Origin of the sequence: Marinobacter sp. (assembly GCF_033722735.1) — a bacterium.
In the GTDB taxonomy this organism is placed as follows: domain Bacteria; phylum Pseudomonadota; class Gammaproteobacteria; order Pseudomonadales; family Oleiphilaceae; genus Marinobacter.
The window spans coordinates 148,700-169,867 of the sequence record NZ_JAWVYN010000005.1 but is presented as its reverse complement, the minus strand read 5'-3'; the positions used below and the strand labels follow the sequence as shown (position 1 = coordinate 169,867).

Sequence of the window (21,168 nt, the reverse complement as noted above, 5' to 3'; positions counted from 1 at the left end):
GGTCGCACGGTTTTCCAGGTTGCCGTCAAAAATCGCGAGTTTCAGCGACGAGCTGCCGCAGTTGACCACGAGTATGCTGTCATCCATGGGGAAACCTTCCTGTTTGAGCGGGATTACATCTGGGCCCGATGATTGCTGCGAAGCCAATCCTCGAACTCGAGTTGTGGGGCAGGGCGGCTGTAGAAATAACCCTGGGAATAGTCGCAGCCCTGTTCTTTGAGAAAATGGGTTTGCGTTTCGTCTTCCACGCCTTCGGCAATCACCTGGAGGCCGAGACTGTGGGCCATGTTGATGATCGCTTTGACCAGGGCAGCGTCGTCCTGCTCCTTCATGACATCGCGAATGAACGCCTTGTCGATCTTCAGGGTGTCAAAGGGGTAGCTCTTCAGATAGCTGAGTGCCGAATAGCCAGTCCCGAAATCGTCCACGGACAGCCGTACGCCTTCCTGGTCCAGGCGGGTCAGGATGTCCGAGGTCTCGATGGTGTTGTCCAGCAGCAACCGTTCGGTAATCTCGAGCTCGAGCCGGCGCGGCTCCAGGCCAGTGCTTTGTAGCGCCCGCAGCACCGCATCCACAAAACCGGGATCGCGGAACTGTCGGGGCGAGACGTTAACGGCAATACCCAGTTTCATGCCGGTGGTTTCTTCCCACTGCACCGCACAGGCGCAGGCCTGCTCCAGTACCCACTCTCCGATGGGGATAATCAGACCGGTTTCCTCGGCCAGGGGAATAAACTTGTCCGGCATAACCGTTCCCATGGTGGGGTTGTGCCAGCGGAGCAGGGCCTCGGCGCCGGTGAGCATACCGCTGTGGGTTTGCACAATGGGCTGGTAGTGGAGTTCGAATTCATTCAGTTCCAGCGCACGACGCATGCGGGATTCGATCTGCAGGCGTTCATGGGAGACTTCCTTCATTTCCGGAGCAAAGCGCTCGTACGCGCTCTTGCCCTTGTTCTTGGCCTGGTACATGGCGGCATCGGCATGTTGTAGCAGGGTGCCGCTGTTGTCGGAATCGGTGGGGTAGATGGCAATGCCGATGCTGGTGGTAACGAAGACCTCCTGGTTCCCCAGGATGAACGGCGAGGAAAACGTCTGCAGAATTCGTTCCGCGACCTGGGAGGTGGAATCGGCGTCCTGCAGGCCGGGCAGTACCACCAGGAACTCGTCTCCGCCCAGGCGGGCCACGGTACTGGTGCCCCGAAGTGCGCTGGAGATGCGTCGGGCCGCCTCAATCAGCAGGTTGTCGCCCGCGTCGTGGCCCATGGTGTCATTGATGTGCTTGAAGTTGTCCAGGTCCAGGAACATCACGCCAACCAACGTGTTCTCGCGCTTGGCCTGGGCCAGGGCAAGTTTCAGACGGTCCAGCGCCAGCATCCGGTTGGGCAGGCCGGTGAGGATGTCGTAGTTGGCCTGTCGCAGCAGTTGTTGCTCGTAGCGTTTCCGGATGCTGATGTCTTCCCCCAGGATCAGGTAGTTGGTGACCTGGCCATCGGAGTCCTTGATGGGCGTGACAATCAACTGCTCCCAGAATCGTTCGCCGTTCTTGCGGATGCTATTGGACTCGCCCTGCCAGACGCCGACCCGCTGGACCTGCAATTGAATGGCCTGCCACAGCTGGCGGTTCTCCCGCTGCAGGAAGGGGTCATCGGTCAACATACCGGGATGCTTGCCGATCATGCTCTCGGCGTCATAGCCGGTGAGCTGGGTGAACTTCTGGTTGACGAATTCAATCCGCCATTGCCGGTCGCAGATAATGACCGAGGACGGGCTCTGCTGGATGGCCTTGGAGAGTTTGCGGATCTGCTCGGCATCCCGGGACTGTTTCTCCAGGTCTTGTTGCAGCCGTTCGCGCATGTGGTTGATGGCTTCGGTGACCTGGGATAGTTCATCGATGCGGTTGAGCTCGGTGTCCGGCCGGTCCAGCTCCAGCGGCTGGTTCAGGTTGCTGAGGGAGAAGTTACGTGCATACCCGGCCATGGCCGACAGGTGTCGGGTCACAAAATACTGGAAGATCCAGACAATAAGTATTGAAATAAAAAAGGTTTTTACAAACTGGGTCGCCAGGATGACCAGTACCTTGCGTTGCAGCTGATCGTAGATCTGCTCCAGGCTGGCGGTAATCTTCATGTCCCCCAGTTTGAACACTTCGTCGCCTTCATGCACGAGGGTGAAGCTGTGCTCCCGCACGGGGGCGCCTCGGGGCACTTCTCCCATGACAATCTCGGAACTGGGGGAAATGCGCAGGCGAAGCTGCACAATGTCCGGCAGGCTCAGAATCCCTTCCATCTGTATTTCCAGCAGTTTCTGATCCAACGCCCAGAGGCTGCGGGAGAGGCTGCTGGAATAACTGGTTTCCACCACCTTCATGCGCTCCTCGATCACCGAAACATCCTTGCGGAAGTCACTGTAGATCTGAATGCCGGAGGCTAAAAGCGTGAATAACGAGCTGAATAGGAGAATGTAGGCCAGCAACCGAAACGACAGCGGAGAACCGGTTCGGAACTGTTGCAAGCGACTCGACAGTTTTTGCATGCCGTTTACTGAGCTAGCGTTCAACTTAGGAAGCGTGAGAGACGTTGAATTTTTGGGGGGGAGGTCGTCAGGGTGCAAAGGAATAACGCCTCGCCAGAACCAACTTCCTACAAACTATAGCAGTAGCGCTCTGCAAGTTCTCTAGGAAATTAGGATTTTTGCGGATTGGCCCCTTTGACTCGCGGCGGCATCAGCATTGATGCAGGTCAAGGGGTGGCGGCACGAAGTTGCGTAATCTTGGGGTTAGTTATCGCAGCGGAGGACTGACTCATGTATATGGATACTGTGGTGATTGCTGGCATTGGAACCGTACTGTTGATGTTCGGCTTCTTTGGCGCGGTTGGGGCTTTTGTGGTTTACGACAAGAACCGGCGTAAGCAGGAGGCAGAGGAGAACGCGAAACGGCATGGATGAAGCCGTGGGCTGGGTGGTTGAAAAATGGCGTCCCCTAGGGGGTTCGAACCCCTGTTGCCGCCGTGAAAGGGCGGAGTCCTAGGCCACTAGACGAAGGGGACGCATCGTTTTCAAACACTTGCCTCGTCGAGGTGGCGCGTATATTAGGTAAGCCCGTCGGCGCTGTCAAACGGTTTTTAAAAAAATTTAAGGTTGCCAATTCAGGCAGGCTTTCAGTTCGCTCGCAAGCTCATCGAAGACCGCGGTGAGGCCCTGAGCCTGGTAAAGGTCGAAGAGGGCGTTTGCCACCGGGCGATGTTGCGGGGCGAGCTGCCCCCGCACCTCGCTTGGATCGGCACCGATGACCGCGGCCAGGGTAATGTCATAGCGAACCTTGTTCTCACCGGCGCAGGCATGGAAATGAGCCTCCCGTGTGCCCGCGGCAGGCATGCCGCGGCTTTGGTAGACGCCCTTGGCGCAACGCGCGTATTCGGCGTTGATACGGGAATAGGTTTCGCCGAGGCCGTCGGTTCTGGCCATGGCATACAGTGAATGCAATCGTGCCTGCGCAGGCCCGCTGATGTCGGGCAAATCGGCCATCAGCGTTTCTTCATCGAACCCTCTGGACATCAACTGCAGCACAGTCAGGTATTCGCTGGTGATCATCGAACAGGACTCGAAGCTCTGCGGGGTTTCCGATGCCAAGCTGGCAGGGCTGTGCAGCGAGCTTGTCGCAATCAGGATGGGGAGCAGGTATCGACGCATGGTGAGAGGTCATCGCAGCATGGGTTTGCCCCACGGTACCACGCAGAGGCCGAAGGGTTTGTGCGCAGCGTCGCGGATGCGCACAGAGTATTGTTCAGGCGCGTACCGCATCCCTCAGCGCCGGTTCCAATTCCGGGAAACTGAACTCGAAGGCTTCATCCAGCAAGCGCTGGGGCACCGCATTCTGGCCAGTTAACAGCAGGCGGGCCATCTCGCCGAGTGCCGCACGCAGGGCGAACGAGGGTGCCGGCAGGAACGCGGGGCGTTTAAGCACCCTGGCCAGGCAGGCGGTAAACTCCGCATTTCGCGCGGGATTCGGGCTTACCACATTATAGGCGCCGGACGCAGTCTCGGTTTCGGCCATCCAGATCAAGGCGTTCACCACATCGTCACGGTGCACCCAGGGCATAAACTGCTTGCCACTACCCAGTTTGCCCCCCAGCCCCAGCCGGAAAGGCGGCAGCATGCGTTGCAGGAAACCGCCAGCCGGACCCACCACCAGGCCGGTACGGGAGATACAAACCCGCACACCGGCCTCCGTCAACCGTTGCGCGGCGGCTTCCCAGTCCCGGCACAACTGGTGGGTAAACTCATCGTTGGGCGGAGTGTGTTCGGTGACCGGTCGCTCGCCCTGGTCGCCATAGAAACCAACCGCCGATCCGGAAACCATTGCCTTGGGGGGATTGGGCCAGGTTCCAATGATGTCGACCAGATCCTCGGTCAGGGCGATCCGGCTGTTGCGCAGCTGCCTCTTGCGGCTGGGGCTCCAGCGTTTGTCGGCAATACCCTCGCCGGCCAGGTTGATCACGATGTCGAAGCCGGGCTGGCCGGATAGCTCGGCGAGTGAGGAGACGGTCTCCACGTGTCCGCAGAGCGTCTTGACGTCTTCGGGTGCCTGACGGCTGAAGACCGTCAAGTGATAGCCTTTGTGGCTCAGGGTGTGACATAACTTCTGGCCAATAAACCCTGTCCCTCCGGTGAGTAGGGCGGTTCTAGCCATGGGAAGCCTCCAGCGTGTCCTCGACCACGGAACGAATGGCCTGGCCCAGATGGGGATTCTCCCCAATGGGCGGGGCCAGGGAAATGGTGGTGTCGTACTGCTCTTCCAGTGTGGCGATCATGGCCGGGACGTCCTTGCGCAGGTGTCGACCGGCCGCCAGGAACAACGGGAGCACCACAAAGCGCTGAAAGCCCTGATGGACCGATTCGCTGACCACCTGTTCCAGCGAGGGGGCGCTCAGCTCCATGTACGCCACCACGGACTGCGGGACCGCCTCCAGGGTGGGCTCGGCGAGCGATTCGAAGGTCCGGCACCATTGCGGGTCGCTGCTGCCATGGGCGAGCAGGATGATTCGGGTCTGATCGGTCATTACAGCTCCTGGCTCCTGTGGATGCTCCCGGTTAATCTATAGTCTAACAGCTCCCCGGGTTGTCGGCGCCGTTGGCCGGGTTTTATCGGGGAGACGGCGTATTCTCGCGGTTACGGTAAGGATTCAGAGGTTATGTTCGCTGCTCAGGATGTCCTGGATTACTGGTTTGGTCCGCTCGATGAACTGGGGCTTTCGGACGGGTACCACCGGAACCGCTGGTTCCAGTCCTCCCGATCCTTCGACCGGGAGGTCCGCCGACGCTTTTCCTCGCTGGTGCTGGTGGCGTCGGAGAACGGCCTTCGCGACTGGCGTGATCAGCCCAGTGGGCGTCTGGCGGAAATCATCCTGCTGGATCAGTTCACCCGCAACATCTATCGGGGGACCGATCTGGCCTTCGCCAACGATCCACTCTGCCGGAAGCTGTGTCTGGAAGGGGTGGCTGTCGGGGCGGACCTGGCTTTGCCACCCCTGTATCGGGCGTTTTTTATCATGCCCTTGCAACATTCCGAACGTTTGGAAGACCAGGAGCGTGGTGTGGGCCTGTATGAGCAGCTGGCGGCCTCTACCGAAGGACCGCTTGGCGATTTAATGGCCAGCTTCCTGGCGTCTGCCAGGGATCATCGTGATACCATTGCCAGGTTTGGTCGCTTTCCTCATCGCAACAGGGTCTTGCGTCGTGTGTGCACGACCGAGGAACAAAACTACCTCAAAGGAGGTGGGCGACGTTACGGACAGTAACCGGGGGAAACGGACACGCCCAGCGGATTTGGCTACCCTGTCAATGTTTTTCCGGGCTTAAGCCGTCATACTGTCCTAAAGTTAAGGATAAAGAAGAAAGACCGGGATTATTCCAATGGTGCCAGTAAACGACTTGGACATGCAGGGCAGCGAGACGCTGACTGAGGCCGATACCGGCCAGCAGACCGTTCAATATAGCGGACGAAAGGCGTATCGCGCAAAAAGCGAGCAGCGACGCGTGCAGATTCTTGAAGCAACCCTGCGGATCGCCGCGAAAGAGGGAATCCGCGGTATCAAACACCGTTCGGTGGCCAAAGAAGCGGGGGTGCCACTGGCATCGACCACTTACTACTTCAAAGACATTAACGAGCTGATCAGCGATGCCTTCACGCTGTTCGCGGAGAAGGCCCAGGAAAACCTGGACCAGTTCTACGGCATGGTCAACATGGTGCTCGATGGCACGCCACCGGAAACCCTCAAGCGAGGAGGAGAGGGGCGTCCGCAACTGGCGCGGCGTCTGGCTGCCATTGTCACCGCCTATCTCGGGGAACAGATCACCCATCGCAAGGACGAAGTGCTGGCGGAACAGGTGTTTTTGATGGAGGCGCTGCGCGATCCCGATCTCGCCCAGCTGGCTCGCCAGCATCGCACCGCCTGGGTGTCTGGCCTGGAGTATTTGCTGCAGCGCCTGGATTCCCAGTCGCCCAGGCGGGATGCGGCGCTGTTGGTCAGTGTGGTGCTGGGCCTGGGCTATGACGGCCTGCTGTACGAGGGTGAATACCAGGCCCAGTACCTGAGTGAAACGGTTGAGCGAATGCTGGGGCTGGTGCTGGAGCTGCCGGTGAATGAGCACGGTGTCGAATAAAAAATTCAAATTTTTGAAAATTGGGTGTTGCAAGGGCAAAAAGGGCTCCGTATAATCCGCATCCGTTGTCGCAAGGAGCCCCCAACACAGAGGCTCGTAGTCAGCAAGCGGCAACCGAAAAAACGCGGGAATAGCTCAGTTGGTAGAGCACAACCTTGCCAAGGTTGGGGTCGCGAGTTCGAATCTCGTTTCCCGCTCCAGATTCCAGAAAACCCAGTCCAAGCGGCTGGGTTTTTTCGTTTTGGCCTCCTGCCCGTAATTGTTAGGCTGGCCTCGTCTCAGGACCCGGCATCTCGGTTATACTCGAACACCTCATGACAGGGCTTGTCTGTATGGTGCCGGACAAGGCCCCGCTGCGAAAGTGCGTAGGGACCGGTGCCATCCGCAGCGGGGTGGACGGCCTGGCCCGCAGCTCCGTCAAGGCAGAATCATCTGTGCACGAAAAGGGGGTCCCCAATGCGCGTCGAGTCGCTGTATATCTACCCGGTGAAATCGTTGCGTGGTATTGCGGTTCAGGAAATGGCGCTGGATGACTTCGGGCCGGCGTTCGACCGCCGCTGGATGATCGTGGGTCAGGACGGTCAGTTTGTTACCCAGCGTACCCATCCCCAACTGGCCAGAATCGGTACAGAGCTGGCTTCGGGCCGGGTATGGATTGAAGTGCCCGGGCAGGGGCGGTTCGAGCTTGCGCCTGGGCAAAGCGAGAAGCCGGTACGTGTATGGCGGGACTGGGTCGGGGGGCGGATTGCCCAGCCGGGGCCTTCAGAGGCCATCAGCGCTTTTTTTGGAGAATCCTTTGAGTTCGTATACATGCCCGAGTCCACGTTTCGCAGAGTCGATGCCGATTGGGTTACCGAATACAGGAGGGTGGGGTTCGCCGATGGCTTTCCGTTTTTGATCGTGAACCAGGCTTCGCTGGAGGATTTGAATTCACGGCTGGAGTGTGCGGTGGATGAGCGTCGCTTTCGTCCGAACATCGTTGTGTCTGGGCGTGAGCCCTGGGCTGAAGACAATTGGCGTTCCCTGAGCATCGGTGGCCGGGCCTTCTCCCTGGTGAAGCCATGCTCACGCTGCGTCATGACGACAGTGGATCCGGATCGCGGGGTAAAGGCGCCTGATGCCCAGCCATTGCGAGCCCTTGGGCAATTCCGTCGCACGGTTGACGGCGTCATGTTTGGGATGAATGCGCTGCACGACGGTCAGTCCGGCACCGTGCGCCTGGGCGATTCGGTAGAGATTCTGGAACAGGAGTAAGATCTGCATGCCACTATTGGCACTGGACGAGATATCGCTGGCTTATGGGGTTCACCCGCTTCTGGACCATGCGTCGCTGACGGTGGAGGCCGGCGAGCGGGTGTGCCTGTTGGGCCGAAATGGCGAGGGCAAGTCGACGCTGCTGAGGATCGTCAGCGGGGACGTCACACCGGATGGCGGGGTGGTGAAGCTGGAGAGCGGGGCGAGCCTGGCGGTGCTGCCCCAGAACTTGCCTTCCAACGACACCCGAACGGCCTACGAGGTGATCGCCAGCGCCTTTACAGAAACCGGCGAGTTGCTCGCGCAGTTCCATGCCCTGTCCCAGCAGGCGGACGAAGCCAGTCTGGAGCGGTTGACCCGGGTCCAGGAGCGCCTGGAGGCCCTCGATGGCTGGCGGCTGGAGCAGAAAGTCAGTGCCATCCTGAAGCAGTATCGGGTGGATCCCGATCAGCAGCTCAATGAGCTCTCCGGTGGTTGGCAGCGTCGGGTGTTGTTGGCCAGGGCGCTGGTCGCCGATCCGGATATCCTGTTGCTGGACGAACCGACCAACCATCTGGATGTGCCTGCCATCGCCTGGCTGGAAGATACCCTGTCCCAGTTTCGCGGCGCGATTCTGTTCGTCAGCCATGACCGGGCCTTCATCCGCCGCATGGCCACCCGGATCGTTGAGCTGGACCGGGGCCAACTGATCAGTTTTGCCGCCAGCTATGACCGGTACCTCGACCTCAAAGAGAAGGCCCTCGAGGAAGAGGAGCGTCAAAATGCTCTGTTCGACAAGAAGCTGAAACAGGAAGAGGCCTGGATTCGGCAGGGAATCAAGGCTCGCCGCACCCGAAACATGGGGCGGGTGAGAGCACTCAAGGCGATGCGGGAAGAGCGCCGTCATCGCCGTGAGCGCGGCGGTACCGCCAGTTTTGCGGTGGAGGATGCCGCCAGGTCCGGCCGTCTGGTGGTAGAGGCCAAGGAGGCCGGGTTCCGTTATCCATCTGGCAAGTCGGTCATCCGGGGCATGGACCTGACGGTGCTGCGGGGCGACAAGATCGGCCTGATCGGCGAAAACGGGACCGGCAAGACCACGCTGGTCAGGCTGTTGCTCGGCGACCTGGAGCCGACGGAAGGTCGTATCCGCCTGGGGACCAACCGGGAAGTGGCGTATTTCGATCAGCTTCGGGGGGAGCTGGACCTTTCCCAGACCGCCCTCGACAACCTGGCCGAAGGCCGGGAATACATCGAGATCAATGGCCAGCAGAAGCACGTGCTGGGCTATCTGCAGGAGTTCCTGTTCAGCGCCGAGCGGGCTCGTTCCCCGGTCAGCGTTTTTTCAGGCGGTGAGCGGGCCCGGTTAATGCTGGCAAAGCTGTTCAGCAAGCCGGCGAACATTCTGGTGCTCGACGAGCCCACCAACGATCTCGACGTTGAAACGTTGGAGCTGCTGGAGTCCCAGCTGGTGAGCTTTAATGGAACCGTGCTTATTATCAGTCATGACCGGGAGTTCCTGGACAATGTGGTGGCGGACACCATCGTGCTGGATGGCAGCGGTGAAGTTCGGGAATACGTTGGCGGTTACAGTGATTGGCGGCGCCAGGGGGGGCGCTTTCCATCGGAACTGGAGTCGCCCAAGCCCGTTAAGCAGGGCAAGGAAGCTGAAACAAAACCTGCAAAAGAACAAACGGTTACTAAAGCAAAACCGGCAAAGCTCAGTTACAAGTTAAAACTTGAGTTGGAGCAATTACCCGGCAAGATAGAGTCATTGGAGCGTGAGGTGGAGGCGTTGCAGGCGCTGATATCCGATCCAGGCTTTTACAGCCGGCCGCAACAGGAAGTCAGCGAACAGTTGGAGCGCCTGGCAGAGGCAGAGTCTCGCCTGGAAACCACCATCGAACGCTGGATGGAACTCGAAGAACAGGGCAACCCATGAAAGTTGGTTATCATTTCAAGCTCCAGGACGGGCGTAAAATCGATTTCAAGGTGACGGATCAGCCGGTGGAGGCGACCGGTACCCTGCCGGCCTGGACGCGACTGGAGCACTGCCAGTGTTCCAATTGCCCGCTGAAGACCAGCGAGTCCCCCCATTGTCCGGCTGCCGTGGCGATGTTGCCGGTGGTGGAAGCGTTTCAGGCGGAAGACGCCTACCAGCAGGTAGAGGTCTCGGTTGAGGATGATCGCCGTGGCTACATCAAGCAGACCACACTGGAGGAAGCGCTCCGGTCGTTGCTGGGCCTGAAGATGGCCACCAGTGGGTGTCCGGTGCTGTCTGAGCTCAAGTCGATGGCGGTGCATCACCTGCCTTTCGCTTCCAGCGATGAGTTCATTATGCGCAGCGTCTCCCACTATCTGCTGCAGCAGTATTTTGCCAAACGCCATGACCTTGAGCCGGATTGGGAGCTGAAGGGGCTGGTTGAGCGCAACCAGCGACTGCAGTTGGTCAATCAGGCGCTCTGGCAGAGGATTCATGCGGTCTGCCAGGGCGACAGCAACCTCAAGGCGCTGCTGAACTTTTTCTCCATGGCTTCCAGCGTCAGCGTCTCCCTCGAGAGCCAGTTGCGAAAACTGGAATCCCGAATCACCGGATAGGCAAGGATGGGGCCGGGGCGGGCCCCCTTGGGGGGGGGGGGCGTAATCCGCGAGGGTCAACTGATGCGGACCGCCAGTACGTCACACTTGGCGCCGTGCAGCACACCATTGGCGGTTGACCCCAGCAACAACTGAATACCCCGTCGGCCGTGGCTACCCACTATAATGAGATCGGCCTGACGCTCTTCGGACAGGCGATGTATCTCCGTCTCTGGCCGTCCGACCGTGACGATCTGGTTCTCCTCACTCACTCCGTGACTCTTGCCATAGCTGGCCAGCTGGTCTTTGGCGGCAGCATCGAGCTGATCCTGCAACTCGGTCAGGTCCATCGGAATATCGCCGCCATAGGCGTAGCCGACCGGCTCAACCACGTGGCAGAGCAGTAGTTCGGCATTGTGGGCCTTGCAGACTTCAATTGCCCGGTTAAGGACTTGCGGCGCCTCCTCGGTGAGGTCAATGGCAGCCAACACTCTCTTGTAGGTCGACATTTCGAACTCCTTTCAACGGGAATGTCTGACAACGGGTTTGTCTTTTGAACTACTTTAGGACAGAACCGGGCATCTGGCACTGATCAGCGTCAACAAAGGGGAGGGCGTTGTTGGGTCGACCCGGCGCGGGGCCGACCCCGGCGGGCGTCAGGCGCTCTCCTGAAGGAGCGTGATGGTGCTGTCCAGGGCTTCGAGAATACCTTTGGAGTAGCGGTCAATAACAAACGAGACGTTGTTCTCGTTGTAGTTAATGTAGGAGTTGCGGATGAACAGCCACTTGGAATTGATTTCTTCCAGCGTGGTCTTGAGCTGACCGGTTTTCGGTCCGCTGGAGACCTGAGTTAACAGCGATTCGAATTTCTTGGCCTTGACGTCGAGCGGTTCGTCCGTCGCACTGCCCTGAAAGGTCTGCGACACGGACATATGAGAGCGTACGGAGTACTTGGCCATCATCTGGGCCATGGTCACCGCAGCCGACCGGGCCGCCTCGATCCGGTCATTGATGGTGATCTGATTGCTTTCCAGGGAGAGGGAGTACAGCTCGGTTGCCCGGTTATTGAGCGCCGCCGCCTGTTCCGCCATTTCGCCGACCAGTCTCAGGTCTGGATAGCCGCTGTTGCGGACATCGTTGATGTTCAGGCGCATCAGATCCTTGAACTTGTCGAAGTCTTCGTTGAGACCCTCGATATCCGCCGCGCTCAGGACTTCCGCAGTGCTTGAAGAGACCGTGTTCATCGAGGCGTTGGCGTTGTTAATGGCCGCAACGATCTCGTTCAGGGACCCGGTATTGCCGTCCGCGGAGAATCGGTAATAGGCATCGAGGGCAATGAAGTTGCTGACTCGGAAGTTGTGCAGGTTGCTGAGGAAGTTTGAGGCTTCGTCGGCCTTGGCGCCCAGTGACGCAATGACCAGGAGGAAAAAGGCCGCAATAAGGGATCGCGCCCCAATACGAGCGTCTTTCATCGGATGCTGTCTCCGTATTTATTATGGTGTTTTATTATTGTGGTCCGCGAGAGCCGGGGCGTTCATGCAGGAGGAAGGCCCACACCACCGGCCATTGGACGAAAGTCTGAAATTGAAGGTAAAGTAACTTTGCCAGCCAATCAAGCAGTTTTCTTGGCGCGGGTCAGTTTAAATGTAACAAAGTATTGCGGATACGGACGAGTGCTTGGGCACCCTCTCAAGTAGTCGCAATAATGGCCTGAATAAATACGAAATCTGTCTCACTGACTGAACGCTCAGGCCTGCTTTCAGGTCATTTATTTGTGCCTTGAGGCCAGAAACAAATTGACAAACGGACGGTTTTTTTTCATCGTGTGCTACCCACGATTCAAACGACTGTATGAATTTTTGAATCGATTGATCGGGCAGTGACCGAAATCTCGCTGCACACTCAGTGGAGTGACGCGTGTCGATTCGCTTCACTGGACGCAGTTCCAAACACAGACTGGAGATCAGTTGATGATTTACGAAGGTAAAGCCATCACGGTTAAAGAGATCGAAGGCGGGATCGCTCAGTTGAACTTTGACTTGCAGGGCGAGTCAGTCAACAAGTTCAACCGTCTTACCATCGAAGAGCTCCGCGCCGCGACCGACAAACTCAAGGAACAGAAAGGTCTTAAGGGTCTGGTTGTCACCAGCTCCAAGGACTCGTTCATTGTCGGCGCCGATATCACAGAGTTCACCGACCTGTTCGCAGGTCCGGAAGAGGACCTGATTGCCAACAACCTTACGGCCAACGAAGTCTTCAACGACATTGAAGACCTGCCGTTCCCGACCGTGACTGCCATTAACGGCATCGCATTGGGTGGCGGTTTTGAAATGTGCCTGGCCACCGACTACCGGGTCATGGACAGCAAGGCCAAAGTCGGTCTGCCGGAAGTGAAGCTGGGTATCTTCCCCGGTTTCGGCGGCACCGTGCGGCTGTCTCGCCTGGTTGGTGTTGACTATGCCGTCGAGTGGATCTGCGGTGGAACCGAGAACCGGGCCGACGCCGCCCTGAAAGTTGGCGCCGTCGACGCAGTCGTTGAATCCGACAAACTGGTCGAAGCTGCTGTTGCCATCATCAACGAGTGCAACGAAGGCAAGCTGGACAACCAGGCGCGTCGCGAAGAGAAAAAGGGCAAGATCCAGCTGAACTCCATGGAAAGCATGATGGCGTTCGAGATCTCCAAGGCCTTTGTTGCTGGCAAGGCCGGCAAGAACTATCCGGCGCCGGTTGAAGCGATCAAGGTGATGCAGAAGCACGCCAACCTGACTCGCGACAAGGCAATCGAAGTGGAAGCCAAGGGCTTCGCCAAGATGGCCAAGACCAATGTGGCGGCCTGCCTGGTTGGTCTGTTCCTGAACGACCAGGAGCTCAAGAAAAAGGCCAAGGCCTGGGAGAAGGAAGCCAGCGACGTCAAACTCGCGGCCGTGCTGGGTGCGGGCATCATGGGTGGTGGCGTAGCCTACCAGTCTGCCCTGAAAGGCACTCCGATCATCATGAAGGACATCAACCTGGACGGTATCAACCTGGGGCTGAAGGAAGCCAAGAGCCTGCTGGCCAAGCGTGTTAGCAAGGGCAAGATGAAGGCCGACAAGATGGCCGATGTCCTCAACAGCATCACCCCGACCCTGAACTACGGCGACTTCAAGAACGTTGACCTGGTGGTCGAGGCGGTGGTCGAGAACCCGAAGGTGAAAGACGCGGTATTGCGTGAAACCGAGGATGCGGTTCGTGAGGATGCCATCCTGACCTCCAATACCTCCACCATTTCCATCAATCTTCTGGCCAAGAACCTGAAGCGCCCGGAAAACTTCTGTGGCATGCACTTCTTCAACCCGGTACACATGATGCCGCTGGTTGAGGTAATCCGTGGCGAGAAGACCAGTGATCGTGCCATTGCGACCACCGTTGCCTACGCGAAGGCCATGGGCAAGACCCCGATCGTTGTCAACGACTGCCCGGGCTTCCTGGTTAACCGCGTTCTGTTCCCGTACTTCGGCGGTTTTGCCGGTCTGGTACGTGACGGCGCCGATTTCCAGAAGATCGACAAGGTGATGGAGAAGTTCGGCTGGCCGATGGGCCCGGCGTACCTGCTCGACGTGGTCGGCATGGACACTGCCAAACACGCCAACGAAGTGATGGCGGAAGGCTTCCCGGACCGTATGAAGGACGAGAACAAGAGCGCCATTGACGTGATGTTCGAGAACAATCGCTACGGTCAAAAGAACGACATCGGCTTCTATAAGTACGAGCTGGATCGCAAAGGCAAGAAGAAGAAGGTTGTTGACGAAGAAACCTACAAGCTCATTGAGCCGGTGGTTCAGGGCAAGAAGGACTTCGACGACGAAGAGATCATTGCCCGCATGATGATCCCGCTGTGCCTGGAAACCGTTCGCTGCCTGGAAGACGGCATCGTTGAGGATCCGGCCGACGCTGACATGGGTCTGATTTTCGGTATCGGCTTCCCGCCGTTCCGTGGTGGCGCCCTGCGCTACATCGACGACATGGGCGTAGACAAGTTCGTCGAGCTGGCAGACAAGTACGCAGATCTGGGTCCGCTGTACCACCCGACCGAGAAGCTGCGTGAAATGGCCAAGACTGGCAAGAAGTTCTTTGGCTAACCCTGAACGAGATTTCCGAACGGAGAAAGATCTATGAGCCTGAATCCGAGAGACGTTGTCGTCGTCGATTGCGTGCGGACTCCGATGGGTCGTGCCAAGAACGGTTGTTTCCGCAACGTACGTGCGGAAAACCTGTCGGCTGCACTGATCGACGCACTGTTCGAGCGTAATCCCAAGCTCGACCCGAAAGAAGTTGAAGACGTGATCTGGGGCTGTGTAAACCAGACCAAAGAGCAGGGCTTCAACGTGGCGCGTCAGATTTCGCTGATGACCAAGATTCCTCACGAGTCTGCGGCCCAGACTGTGAACCGCCTGTGTGGCTCCGCCATGACTGCGATTCACACTGCCGCCCAGGCCATCATGACCGGCAACGGTGATGTATTCGTGGTTGGTGGCGTTGAGCACATGGGGCACGTGCCCATGACCGAAGGCTTCGACCACAACCCGGCAGCCTCCAAATACTCTGCCAAGGCCTCCAACATGATGGGCCTGACCGCAGAAATGCTCGCCAAGATGCACGGGATTACCCGTGAGCAGCAGGACGAGTTTGGCGCCCGTTCCCACCGTCTGGCCCACGAAGCCACGCTGGAAGGTCGCTTCAAGAACGAAATCGTGCCCATCGAGGGTCACGATGAGAATGGCTTCAAGAAGCTGATCGAGAATGACGAGACCATTCGTCCGGAGACCACCGTTGAGTCTCTGTCCCAGCTGCGTCCGGCGTTCGATCCGAAGAACGGAACCGTGACGGCTGGTACGTCGTCACAGCTGACCGACGGTGCTGCAGCCATGGTGTTGATGTCTGCAGAGCGTGCAGAGGCCCTCGGCCTCAAGCCGCGTGCCCGGATTGTCAGCATGGCGGTTGCTGGCTGTGACCCCGCCATCATGGGTTACGGCCCGGTGCCGGCGACCAAGAAGGCGCTGAAGCGTGCCGGCCTGAAAGTCGAAGATATCGACTTCTGGGAGCTGAACGAAGCGTTTGCCGGTCAGTCCCTGCCGGTCATCAAGGACCTGAAGCTGACGGCGGTGATGGACGAGAAGGTTAACCTGAACGGCGGCGCGATTGCCCTCGGCCATCCGCTGGGTTGTTCCGGTGCCCGTATCTCCACGACGCTTGTTAACGTACTGGAGGCCAACGACGGTAAGTATGGTGTGTCCACCATGTGTATCGGTCTTGGCCAGGGCATTGCGACCGTATGGGAGCGTCTCTGATCCGTTGATCAGTTTCGAAACCAGAAAGGGCCCGGCATTCGCCGGGCTTTTTTCTTGCCAGAACCGAAAAATGAAACTAAACCGGGGTAGAAAACCGGTCCTGAAGGCAAAGAATGGGTTGTCTTGGTTTTCGTGACCCTGTAAAACAGTGCTCCTATATACAGAGGCGGCTATTTCCGGTTTACTAGCCGACTGATTTTTCAGCAACTTTATGAGTCGCTGGAATTTTGTACGATTTTCGTCAAGGAAACAGATCTCCGATATGGGTAAAAGTCTCGTTATTGTCGAGTCGCCAGCAAAAGCGAAGACCATCAACAAGTACCTGGGCTCTGACTACATCGTCAAGTCCAGTGTTGGGCATATTCGTGACCTGCCGGTCAGTGGCAGCGGCTCCCAGACCGATCCGAAAGAACGGGCCAAGCAGGCAGCCCTGACCCGGAAGATGAACCCTGAGGAGAAGGCGGAATACAAGAAACGCAAGGCCCGGGAGCAACTGGTCGCGCGTATGGGGGTCGATCCGGACAAAAACTGGGAGGCCCACTATCAGGTCCTTCCGGGCAAGGAAAAGGTCGTCAATGAGCTCAAGCGGCTGGCCAAATCCGCCGATCATATCTTCCTGGCAACGGATTTGGACCGGGAAGGGGAGGCCATCGCCTGGCACCTGCAGGAAACCATTGGCGGTGAGCCGGATAAGTACCGCCGGGTGGTGTTCAACGAAATCACCAAGCGGGCCATCAAGGCGGCGTTTGAGGATCCCGGCTCCCTCGATACCAATCGGGTCAATGCCCAGCAGGCGCGCCGGTTTCTGGACCGGGTGGTTGGCTACATGGTGTCGCCTCTGCTCTGGGCGAAACTGGCGCGGGGTCTGTCCGCCGGGCGGGTGCAATCGGTAGCCGTGCGCCTGATTGTGGAGCGGGAACGGGAGATCCGGGCCTTCGTTCCCGAGGAATTCTGGCAGTTGCACGCCGACCTGGGCGCCAGGAATGCCGAGAAGCCGGTCCGGTTCGAAGTGACCCGCTACGCGGACAAGCCGTACCGGCCCGAGAGCGAAAAACAGAGCAACGAGCACGTCCAGCGGCTGGAGCAAGGCGGCTTCAAGGTGGCCAAGCGGGAGGACAAGCCCACCCGTTCCCGTCCGTCCGCGCCCTTTATTACCTCGACCCTGCAGCAGGCGGCCAGTAACCGTATGGGCTTCAGTGTCAAGAAGACCATGATGCTCGCCCAGCGACTCTATGAAGCCGGTTACATCACCTATATGCGGACCGACTCCACCAACCTGAGTCAAGACGCGGTGAATGGGTGCCGCGATTACATCGAGCAGCAATTCGGTGGTCAGTACCTGCCCGAGAAGCCTCGGGTGTATGGCAGCAAGGAGGGCGCTCAGGAGGCCCACGAGGCCATCCGGCCCACCGAAGTCAGTCGGCGCGCTGCAGACATCAGCGGCCTTGAAAAAGACGCTGAGAAGCTCTACGAGCTGATCTGGCGGCAGTTCGTTGCCTGTCAGATGTCCGACGCGGAGTTCCTCAGCACGTCGGTGGTGGTCGCCAACGGCGATTACGAGCTCCGTACCCGTGGGCGCATCATCAAGTTTGACGGTTTCCTGAAGGTGGCGCCGCAGTCCTCCAAGAAGGAGGAAGACATCGCACTGCCGGATATCCAGGTGGGCGACGACCTGTCGTTGGTCAAGCTCGATCCCAGCCAGCACTTCACCAAGCCTGCGCCCCGCTACACCGAGGCCAGCCTGGTCAAGGAGCTGGAGAAGAAGGGCATCGGGCGGCCTTCCACCTACGCGTCAATCATCTCCACCATCCAGGACCGGGGCTATGTCCGGTTGCAGAACCGGCGTTTCTATTCCGAGAAAATGGGCGACATTGTCACCGAACGGTTGTCCGAATCCTTCGCCAACCTAATGGATTACGACTTCACCGCCCGCCTTGAAGAAGAGCTGGACGAAATCGCTGAAGGCGACATTGACTGGAAGAAGGTGCTCAACGAGTTTTACAACAATTTCCGGCAGCAACTGGAGAAGGCCAGCCGGAATGACGAAGAGGGGATGCGGGGCAATACGCCGACCGAGACTGACATTCCCTGTCCGACCTGTGAACGGCCGATGCAGATTCGTGTCGCCAGCACCGGCGTCTTCCTGGGCTGCTCCGGCTATTCACTGCCGCCCAAGGAGCGCTGCAAGACCACCATCAACCTGGTGTCCGGCGACGAAGTGGTCAGCGCCGAAGACGATGTCGAAGGCGAGGGCGAAACCCGGCTGCTGCGCAAGAAACGCCGTTGTCCCAAGTGTGGCACAGCGATGGACAGCTACCTGGTGGATGAGACGCGCAAACTCCATGTTTGCGGGAACAATCCGGATTGTTCCGGGTTTGAGGTGGAAAAGGGGACGTTCCGTATCAAGGGGTATGACGGCCCGACCCTGGAATGCGACAAGTGCGGCTCTGAAATGCAGCTCAAGACCGGGCGCTTCGGCAAGTACTTTGGTTGCACCAATACGGAGTGCAAGAATACCCGCAAATTGCTGAAAAGCGGCGAGCCGGCCCCCCCCAAGATGGATCCGGTGCCGATGCCTGAGCTGCAGTGTCAGAAGGTGGACGACACCTACGTGTTGCGGGATGGTGCCTCCGGGTTGTTCCTGGCTGCCAGCAAGTTCCCCAAGAACCGGGAGACGCGGGCGCCGTTGGTCAGCGAGCTGCTGCCACACAAGGATGAGATCGATCCCAAGTACGCGTTCCTGATGAAGGCGCCCACCAAGGATCCGGAGGGGAATCCGACCGTTGTTCGATACAGTCGGAAGACCAAGGAACAGTACGTGATGAGCGAGAAGGACGGTAAGGCCAGTGGCTGGAGCGCCTACTACCGCAATGGCAAATGGGTGCCCAACAAGTAGGTATCGGCGCACCATCAAGTCGTTTAAAGACAAAGGGCGGATGCTACACATCCGCCCTTTGTCGTTGTGGTGGGTTTGATCAGACGGTGGCGTTCGCCGCATCCTTCATGGTGGTGGCCAGCAAGGTGTAGGTGATGGTCCAGGCTTCCTTGCATTCTGGCGTGAAATCAGGCCCCAATCCTTGCTCCAGGGTCCATAATAGGGCATTGGCAACGGTATCGTAGTCCCGATCCTTGACCCCATAACCGACGTGGCGTTCCCCGAGGTTCTGTACAGCGGGCACGATCTCTTCCAGGCGGTCCAGTCCGTTTACCGCGATTCCGATCATCTTCATTAGCTTCTTGCCTTGTTCATCCAGGTCTCCCTTGAACAATGGCTTGAGCTCGGGGTCCAGTTCAAACAGCTTCTGGTAAAACATGGCTGCCGCCTGATCCGCAATCGGCGCGACTTTGGCAAAGGACTCCTGGACCAGGGTAATCTGGTGCTCATTCATGATGGCTCTCCCTCTGAAACGTTGGGTTGTTAGCTTTGTGGCAATGGCAGACGAATCACGACGCCGCCCATGACCTCGCCAATCTTGAAGTCGTCCCTGGGTGAATCCCGGTGGGCGTTGTGGCAGCTGGTGCATGCTGGGGATACCGCAATATCCGGATACACGGCGGTGAAGTAAGTTGTGTCGCCAAGCGTTTCCTCTCCGTAAAAATTCTGGCCAGGATTGTCAGCGATGTACTTGAGCCCTTCGATCTCCACGTCCGTCTTGGGGGCGTTCTGTTTGTTCACCGGCCACAGGGACTGCAGTGAGTAGGTAAAGCTGTCGGTCATCTCGGTGACGCCCTCAGCGCCGTAGCGGAACATCTGTGCTGGTAATGGGGCGGAGTTTTCGGTGTCTTCCCAATGCTCCAGAGGCTGGATCGCGCCGACCCCATTGGGGCCAAGCCGTTGGATGATCAGCTTGGTGTAGTTGGTTCGGTCGGATTTCATGACCGCGAACAGGGAGTCGGCGAAAACTTTCGGCTCGATGCCCACCTGTTCCGGTTCACCCGATCCGCCGCAGCCGGTTAGGAATGCTGCCGCGGCCACGACACTGGTTATCAGTCTGGTTTTCATGGTCTCTCTCCGTTTGGATTTTGGGGGTCTGGGTTACTGCCGGTGTTAATCCGTTCCAGGGCCATGTCGATGCTGGTGATATGGGCGGCCGGCTCGTCATGGAAGTTGGATCGAATCAATTCGGGGGATGCCAGTGCATCAATGGAGAAGGCCAGTCCGTGGCAGTTCATGCAGCTGGTTCGAATCATCTTTTCGTTGGGTCGCAAGGTGGCGTTCTGGTTGTGTTCAACCACTACGACCTGCTGGCCAAAGTGGTCGACCTCCACTCTGGGCATGTGGCAGGTGGCGCAGCTAACGGCCAATTCCCGCGGGCGATCACCGTTGAGGAACTCCGTCCAGGTGGCGTGGTGAGGGGAGTTCTCAAAGGCCAGGGTGTGCTCGTCATCGTGACATCCGATGCACGCCTCAACGGCTGCCACCCGGGTGTCCTGGGCGTGGGGAGCATGGCAACTGTTACAGGTGAGGGATTGGTGAGACGCTTCCGTCTTCATGGGCTGCCGGGCCAGTTCCGGGGTCATGGCCGGAAGGCCCTGGGCCAGACGCATCCCGTGCTTGCCCGTACGGAAGCCATCCTGTTCTCGTTGATGGCAGTCGCCGCAAACCTCGGTATTCGGTTGCTGTTCCCAGGGGGCCTCGGGATCTGGCTGGTGGCAGTTCTGGCAGCCAACGTTGGCCTGGCCATGAGCGCCAGCGAGCCATTCCTGATGGGCTAGTTGCCAATCCCGTTCCGCCACCTCGGCCACGCGCGTTGGATTGAAGGTATTCCAGGCTTGACCGGACATGGCCATGAGTTGCGGCAGCGAGCTTTGCGGCAATCCGCTTCCCATCATCATGTCCGGTTCAGCGGCATGATCGAGCAGGAAGTCTTCATACAGTGCCTGGTTGTCGTGATAGTTGTGACAGCCCGAGGATGCGCAGGTATCGAAGGCCATGCCGGTATGGCTGGGGCGGTCTTCGGCAATGTCTTCGTGGCAGGTAAGACAGAAATCCGCCGGCTGGGTAAGTCCCATGGGCAAGGTGATTTCCGGGTTGTGCTCGGTGTGACAGGCCACGCAGTAGCGGGCGTCGATCTCCGAAAGTCGGCTGGCGTTCCGGGGATCGGTGAACTTGCTTTTCGGGTGGCTATCACGTGCGGCCTTCAGTTCTTCGCCATGACAGCCTACACAGGATTGTTGGATGGTTTCCCGGTCGGCGAAGGACTCGCTATGGCAGGCGTTGCAGGTAAGCTCGATCTGAAAGTGGCCGACCGAGGTCTGCCCCGGTAAAAAGTGGGGTTTCTGGGGCTGGGCAAACAGTTCGAAGCCCAGGACGCCAGCCAGCAGGAGGCTGAACAGCAGCCAGAGAATCCAGGGAAGCCGTTTACGCATAC

General features: G+C 58.5%; 18 protein-coding genes and 2 tRNA genes. 10 read left to right on the top strand and 10 right to left on the bottom strand.

Going from position 1 to position 21,168, the window contains the following annotated elements; all coding sequences use genetic code 11:
- Positions 1 to 113: 113 nt before the first annotated feature.
- Positions 114 to 2,531: an EAL domain-containing protein gene (locus R3175_RS06175; protein ID WP_318942999.1), complete on the bottom strand. Its 2,418-nt coding sequence runs from the start codon at positions 2,529 to 2,531 to the stop codon at positions 114 to 116.
- Between the two features lie 270 nt (positions 2,532 to 2,801).
- Here R3175_RS06175 and ccoM point away from each other — a divergent pair, with 270 nt between their 5' ends.
- Complete coding sequence (gene ccoM / locus R3175_RS06170) at positions 2,802 to 2,945, top strand: cytochrome c oxidase subunit CcoM (RefSeq protein ID WP_318942998.1); 144 nt, start codon at positions 2,802 to 2,804, stop codon at positions 2,943 to 2,945.
- Between the two features lie 25 nt (positions 2,946 to 2,970).
- Here ccoM and R3175_RS06165 read toward each other — a convergent pair.
- The 4 genes from R3175_RS06165 to R3175_RS06150 all read right to left on the bottom strand — a co-directional run bounded on the left by R3175_RS06165 (position 2,971) and on the right by R3175_RS06150 (position 5,059).
- Positions 2,971 to 3,046, bottom strand: a tRNA-Glu gene (locus tag R3175_RS06165).
- 85 nt (positions 3,047 to 3,131) lie between these two features.
- Entirely contained in the window at positions 3,132 to 3,689 is a 558-nt protein-coding gene (locus tag R3175_RS06160; protein WP_318942997.1) for a hypothetical protein, read from the bottom strand.
- A gap of 94 nt (positions 3,690 to 3,783) precedes the next feature.
- Complete coding sequence (locus tag R3175_RS06155) at positions 3,784 to 4,689, bottom strand: TIGR01777 family oxidoreductase (protein WP_318942996.1); 906 nt, start codon at positions 4,687 to 4,689, stop codon at positions 3,784 to 3,786.
- The gene (locus R3175_RS06150) at positions 4,682 to 5,059 is read right to left on the bottom strand and encodes a CbiX/SirB N-terminal domain-containing protein (RefSeq protein WP_318942995.1); all 378 of its coding nucleotides are present in this window, start codon (positions 5,057 to 5,059) and stop codon (positions 4,682 to 4,684) included. The genes R3175_RS06155 and R3175_RS06150 overlap by 8 nt, the downstream gene beginning before the upstream one ends.
- Before the next feature lie 132 nt (positions 5,060 to 5,191).
- Here R3175_RS06150 and R3175_RS06145 point away from each other — a divergent pair, with 132 nt between their 5' ends.
- The 6 genes from R3175_RS06145 to R3175_RS06120 all read left to right on the top strand — a co-directional run bounded on the left by R3175_RS06145 (position 5,192) and on the right by R3175_RS06120 (position 10,490).
- Positions 5,192 to 5,797 carry a DUF924 family protein gene (locus R3175_RS06145; protein WP_318942994.1) on the top strand — a complete coding sequence of 202 codons (606 nt, stop codon included), beginning with the start codon at positions 5,192 to 5,194 and terminating at the stop codon, positions 5,795 to 5,797.
- Between the two features lie 115 nt (positions 5,798 to 5,912).
- Complete coding sequence (locus R3175_RS06140) at positions 5,913 to 6,662, top strand: TetR/AcrR family transcriptional regulator (RefSeq protein WP_318942993.1); 750 nt, start codon at positions 5,913 to 5,915, stop codon at positions 6,660 to 6,662.
- A 124-nt stretch (positions 6,663 to 6,786) separates the two neighbouring features.
- Positions 6,787 to 6,862, top strand: a tRNA-Gly gene (locus R3175_RS06135).
- A gap of 256 nt (positions 6,863 to 7,118) precedes the next feature.
- Positions 7,119 to 7,916 (top strand): MOSC domain-containing protein, encoded by a 798-nt coding sequence (locus tag R3175_RS06130; RefSeq protein ID WP_318942992.1) that lies wholly within the window; start codon positions 7,119 to 7,121, stop codon positions 7,914 to 7,916.
- A gap of 7 nt (positions 7,917 to 7,923) precedes the next feature.
- The gene (locus tag R3175_RS06125) at positions 7,924 to 9,834 is read left to right on the top strand and encodes an ATP-binding cassette domain-containing protein (RefSeq protein WP_318942991.1); all 1,911 of its coding nucleotides are present in this window, start codon (positions 7,924 to 7,926) and stop codon (positions 9,832 to 9,834) included.
- Complete coding sequence (locus tag R3175_RS06120; RefSeq protein ID WP_318942990.1) at positions 9,831 to 10,490, top strand: DUF6901 family protein; 660 nt, start codon at positions 9,831 to 9,833, stop codon at positions 10,488 to 10,490. Before R3175_RS06125 ends, R3175_RS06120 begins: the two co-directional genes overlap by 4 nt.
- A gap of 56 nt (positions 10,491 to 10,546) precedes the next feature.
- Here the strand turns inward: R3175_RS06120 and R3175_RS06115 are convergent, their stop codons facing one another.
- Positions 10,547 to 10,978, bottom strand: coding sequence for a universal stress protein (locus R3175_RS06115; RefSeq protein ID WP_318942989.1), 432 nt, complete (start codon positions 10,976 to 10,978; stop codon positions 10,547 to 10,549).
- Between the two features lie 147 nt (positions 10,979 to 11,125).
- Complete coding sequence (locus tag R3175_RS06110; RefSeq protein WP_318942988.1) at positions 11,126 to 11,941, bottom strand: hypothetical protein; 816 nt, start codon at positions 11,939 to 11,941, stop codon at positions 11,126 to 11,128.
- Between the two features lie 498 nt (positions 11,942 to 12,439).
- On the opposite strand from R3175_RS06110, the gene fadB reads away from it, so the two are divergent.
- The 3 genes from fadB (at position 12,440) to topA (ending at position 18,692) form a co-directional block, all read left to right on the top strand.
- The gene (gene fadB, locus R3175_RS06105) at positions 12,440 to 14,587 is read left to right on the top strand and encodes a fatty acid oxidation complex subunit alpha FadB (protein ID WP_318942987.1); all 2,148 of its coding nucleotides are present in this window, start codon (positions 12,440 to 12,442) and stop codon (positions 14,585 to 14,587) included.
- 33 nt (positions 14,588 to 14,620) lie between these two features.
- The gene (gene fadA / locus R3175_RS06100) at positions 14,621 to 15,796 is read left to right on the top strand and encodes an acetyl-CoA C-acyltransferase FadA (RefSeq protein WP_318942986.1); all 1,176 of its coding nucleotides are present in this window, start codon (positions 14,621 to 14,623) and stop codon (positions 15,794 to 15,796) included.
- Positions 15,797 to 16,058: 262 nt separating this feature from the next.
- A complete protein-coding gene (gene topA, locus R3175_RS06095; protein WP_318942985.1) occupies positions 16,059 to 18,692 on the top strand; it encodes a type I DNA topoisomerase in 2,634 nt (877 codons plus the stop codon).
- A gap of 79 nt (positions 18,693 to 18,771) precedes the next feature.
- On the opposite strand, the gene R3175_RS06090 is transcribed toward topA, so the two are convergent.
- The 3 genes from R3175_RS06090 to R3175_RS06080 are packed head-to-tail and all read right to left on the bottom strand — an operon-like array spanning position 18,772 to position 21,166.
- Positions 18,772 to 19,185, bottom strand: coding sequence for a globin family protein (locus R3175_RS06090; protein ID WP_318942984.1), 414 nt, complete (start codon positions 19,183 to 19,185; stop codon positions 18,772 to 18,774).
- A 29-nt stretch (positions 19,186 to 19,214) separates the two neighbouring features.
- Positions 19,215 to 19,799, bottom strand: coding sequence for a DUF3365 domain-containing protein (locus R3175_RS06085; RefSeq protein ID WP_318942983.1), 585 nt, complete (start codon positions 19,797 to 19,799; stop codon positions 19,215 to 19,217).
- Entirely contained in the window at positions 19,796 to 21,166 is a 1,371-nt protein-coding gene (locus R3175_RS06080) for a cytochrome c3 family protein (RefSeq protein WP_318942982.1), read from the bottom strand. Before R3175_RS06080 ends, R3175_RS06085 begins: the two co-directional genes overlap by 4 nt.
- Between the last annotated feature and the right edge of the window lie 2 nt (positions 21,167 to 21,168).

Excerpts from the sequence above, each read along its gene's own strand:
- fadB (WP_318942987.1), top strand. The coding sequence starts at position 12,440 with ATGATTTACGAAGGTAAAGCCATCACGGTTAAAGAGATCGAAGGCGGG.
- R3175_RS06115 (WP_318942989.1), bottom strand. The coding sequence starts at position 10,978 with ATGTCGACCTACAAGAGAGTGTTGGCTGCCATTGACCTCACCGAGGAG.
- ccoM (WP_318942998.1), top strand. The coding sequence starts at position 2,802 with ATGTATATGGATACTGTGGTGATTGCTGGCATTGGAACCGTACTGTTG.
- R3175_RS06155 (WP_318942996.1), bottom strand. The coding sequence starts at position 4,689 with ATGGCTAGAACCGCCCTACTCACCGGAGGGACAGGGTTTATTGGCCAG.
- R3175_RS06145 (WP_318942994.1), top strand. The coding sequence starts at position 5,192 with ATGTTCGCTGCTCAGGATGTCCTGGATTACTGGTTTGGTCCGCTCGAT.
- topA (WP_318942985.1), top strand. The coding sequence starts at position 16,059 with ATGGGTAAAAGTCTCGTTATTGTCGAGTCGCCAGCAAAAGCGAAGACC.
- R3175_RS06125 (WP_318942991.1), top strand. The coding sequence starts at position 7,924 with ATGCCACTATTGGCACTGGACGAGATATCGCTGGCTTATGGGGTTCAC.
- R3175_RS06085 (WP_318942983.1), bottom strand. The coding sequence starts at position 19,799 with ATGAAAACCAGACTGATAACCAGTGTCGTGGCCGCGGCAGCATTCCTA.
- fadA (WP_318942986.1), top strand. The coding sequence starts at position 14,621 with ATGAGCCTGAATCCGAGAGACGTTGTCGTCGTCGATTGCGTGCGGACT.
- R3175_RS06080 (WP_318942982.1), bottom strand. The coding sequence starts at position 21,166 with ATGCGTAAACGGCTTCCCTGGATTCTCTGGCTGCTGTTCAGCCTCCTG.
- R3175_RS06140 (WP_318942993.1), top strand. The coding sequence starts at position 5,913 with ATGGTGCCAGTAAACGACTTGGACATGCAGGGCAGCGAGACGCTGACT.
- R3175_RS06090 (WP_318942984.1), bottom strand. The coding sequence starts at position 19,185 with ATGAATGAGCACCAGATTACCCTGGTCCAGGAGTCCTTTGCCAAAGTC.
- R3175_RS06120 (WP_318942990.1), top strand. The coding sequence starts at position 9,831 with ATGAAAGTTGGTTATCATTTCAAGCTCCAGGACGGGCGTAAAATCGAT.
- R3175_RS06160 (WP_318942997.1), bottom strand. The coding sequence starts at position 3,689 with ATGCGTCGATACCTGCTCCCCATCCTGATTGCGACAAGCTCGCTGCAC.
- R3175_RS06175 (WP_318942999.1), bottom strand. The coding sequence starts at position 2,531 with ATGCAAAAACTGTCGAGTCGCTTGCAACAGTTCCGAACCGGTTCTCCG.
- R3175_RS06130 (WP_318942992.1), top strand. The coding sequence starts at position 7,119 with ATGCGCGTCGAGTCGCTGTATATCTACCCGGTGAAATCGTTGCGTGGT.
- R3175_RS06110 (WP_318942988.1), bottom strand. The coding sequence starts at position 11,941 with ATGAAAGACGCTCGTATTGGGGCGCGATCCCTTATTGCGGCCTTTTTC.
- R3175_RS06150 (WP_318942995.1), bottom strand. The coding sequence starts at position 5,059 with ATGACCGATCAGACCCGAATCATCCTGCTCGCCCATGGCAGCAGCGAC.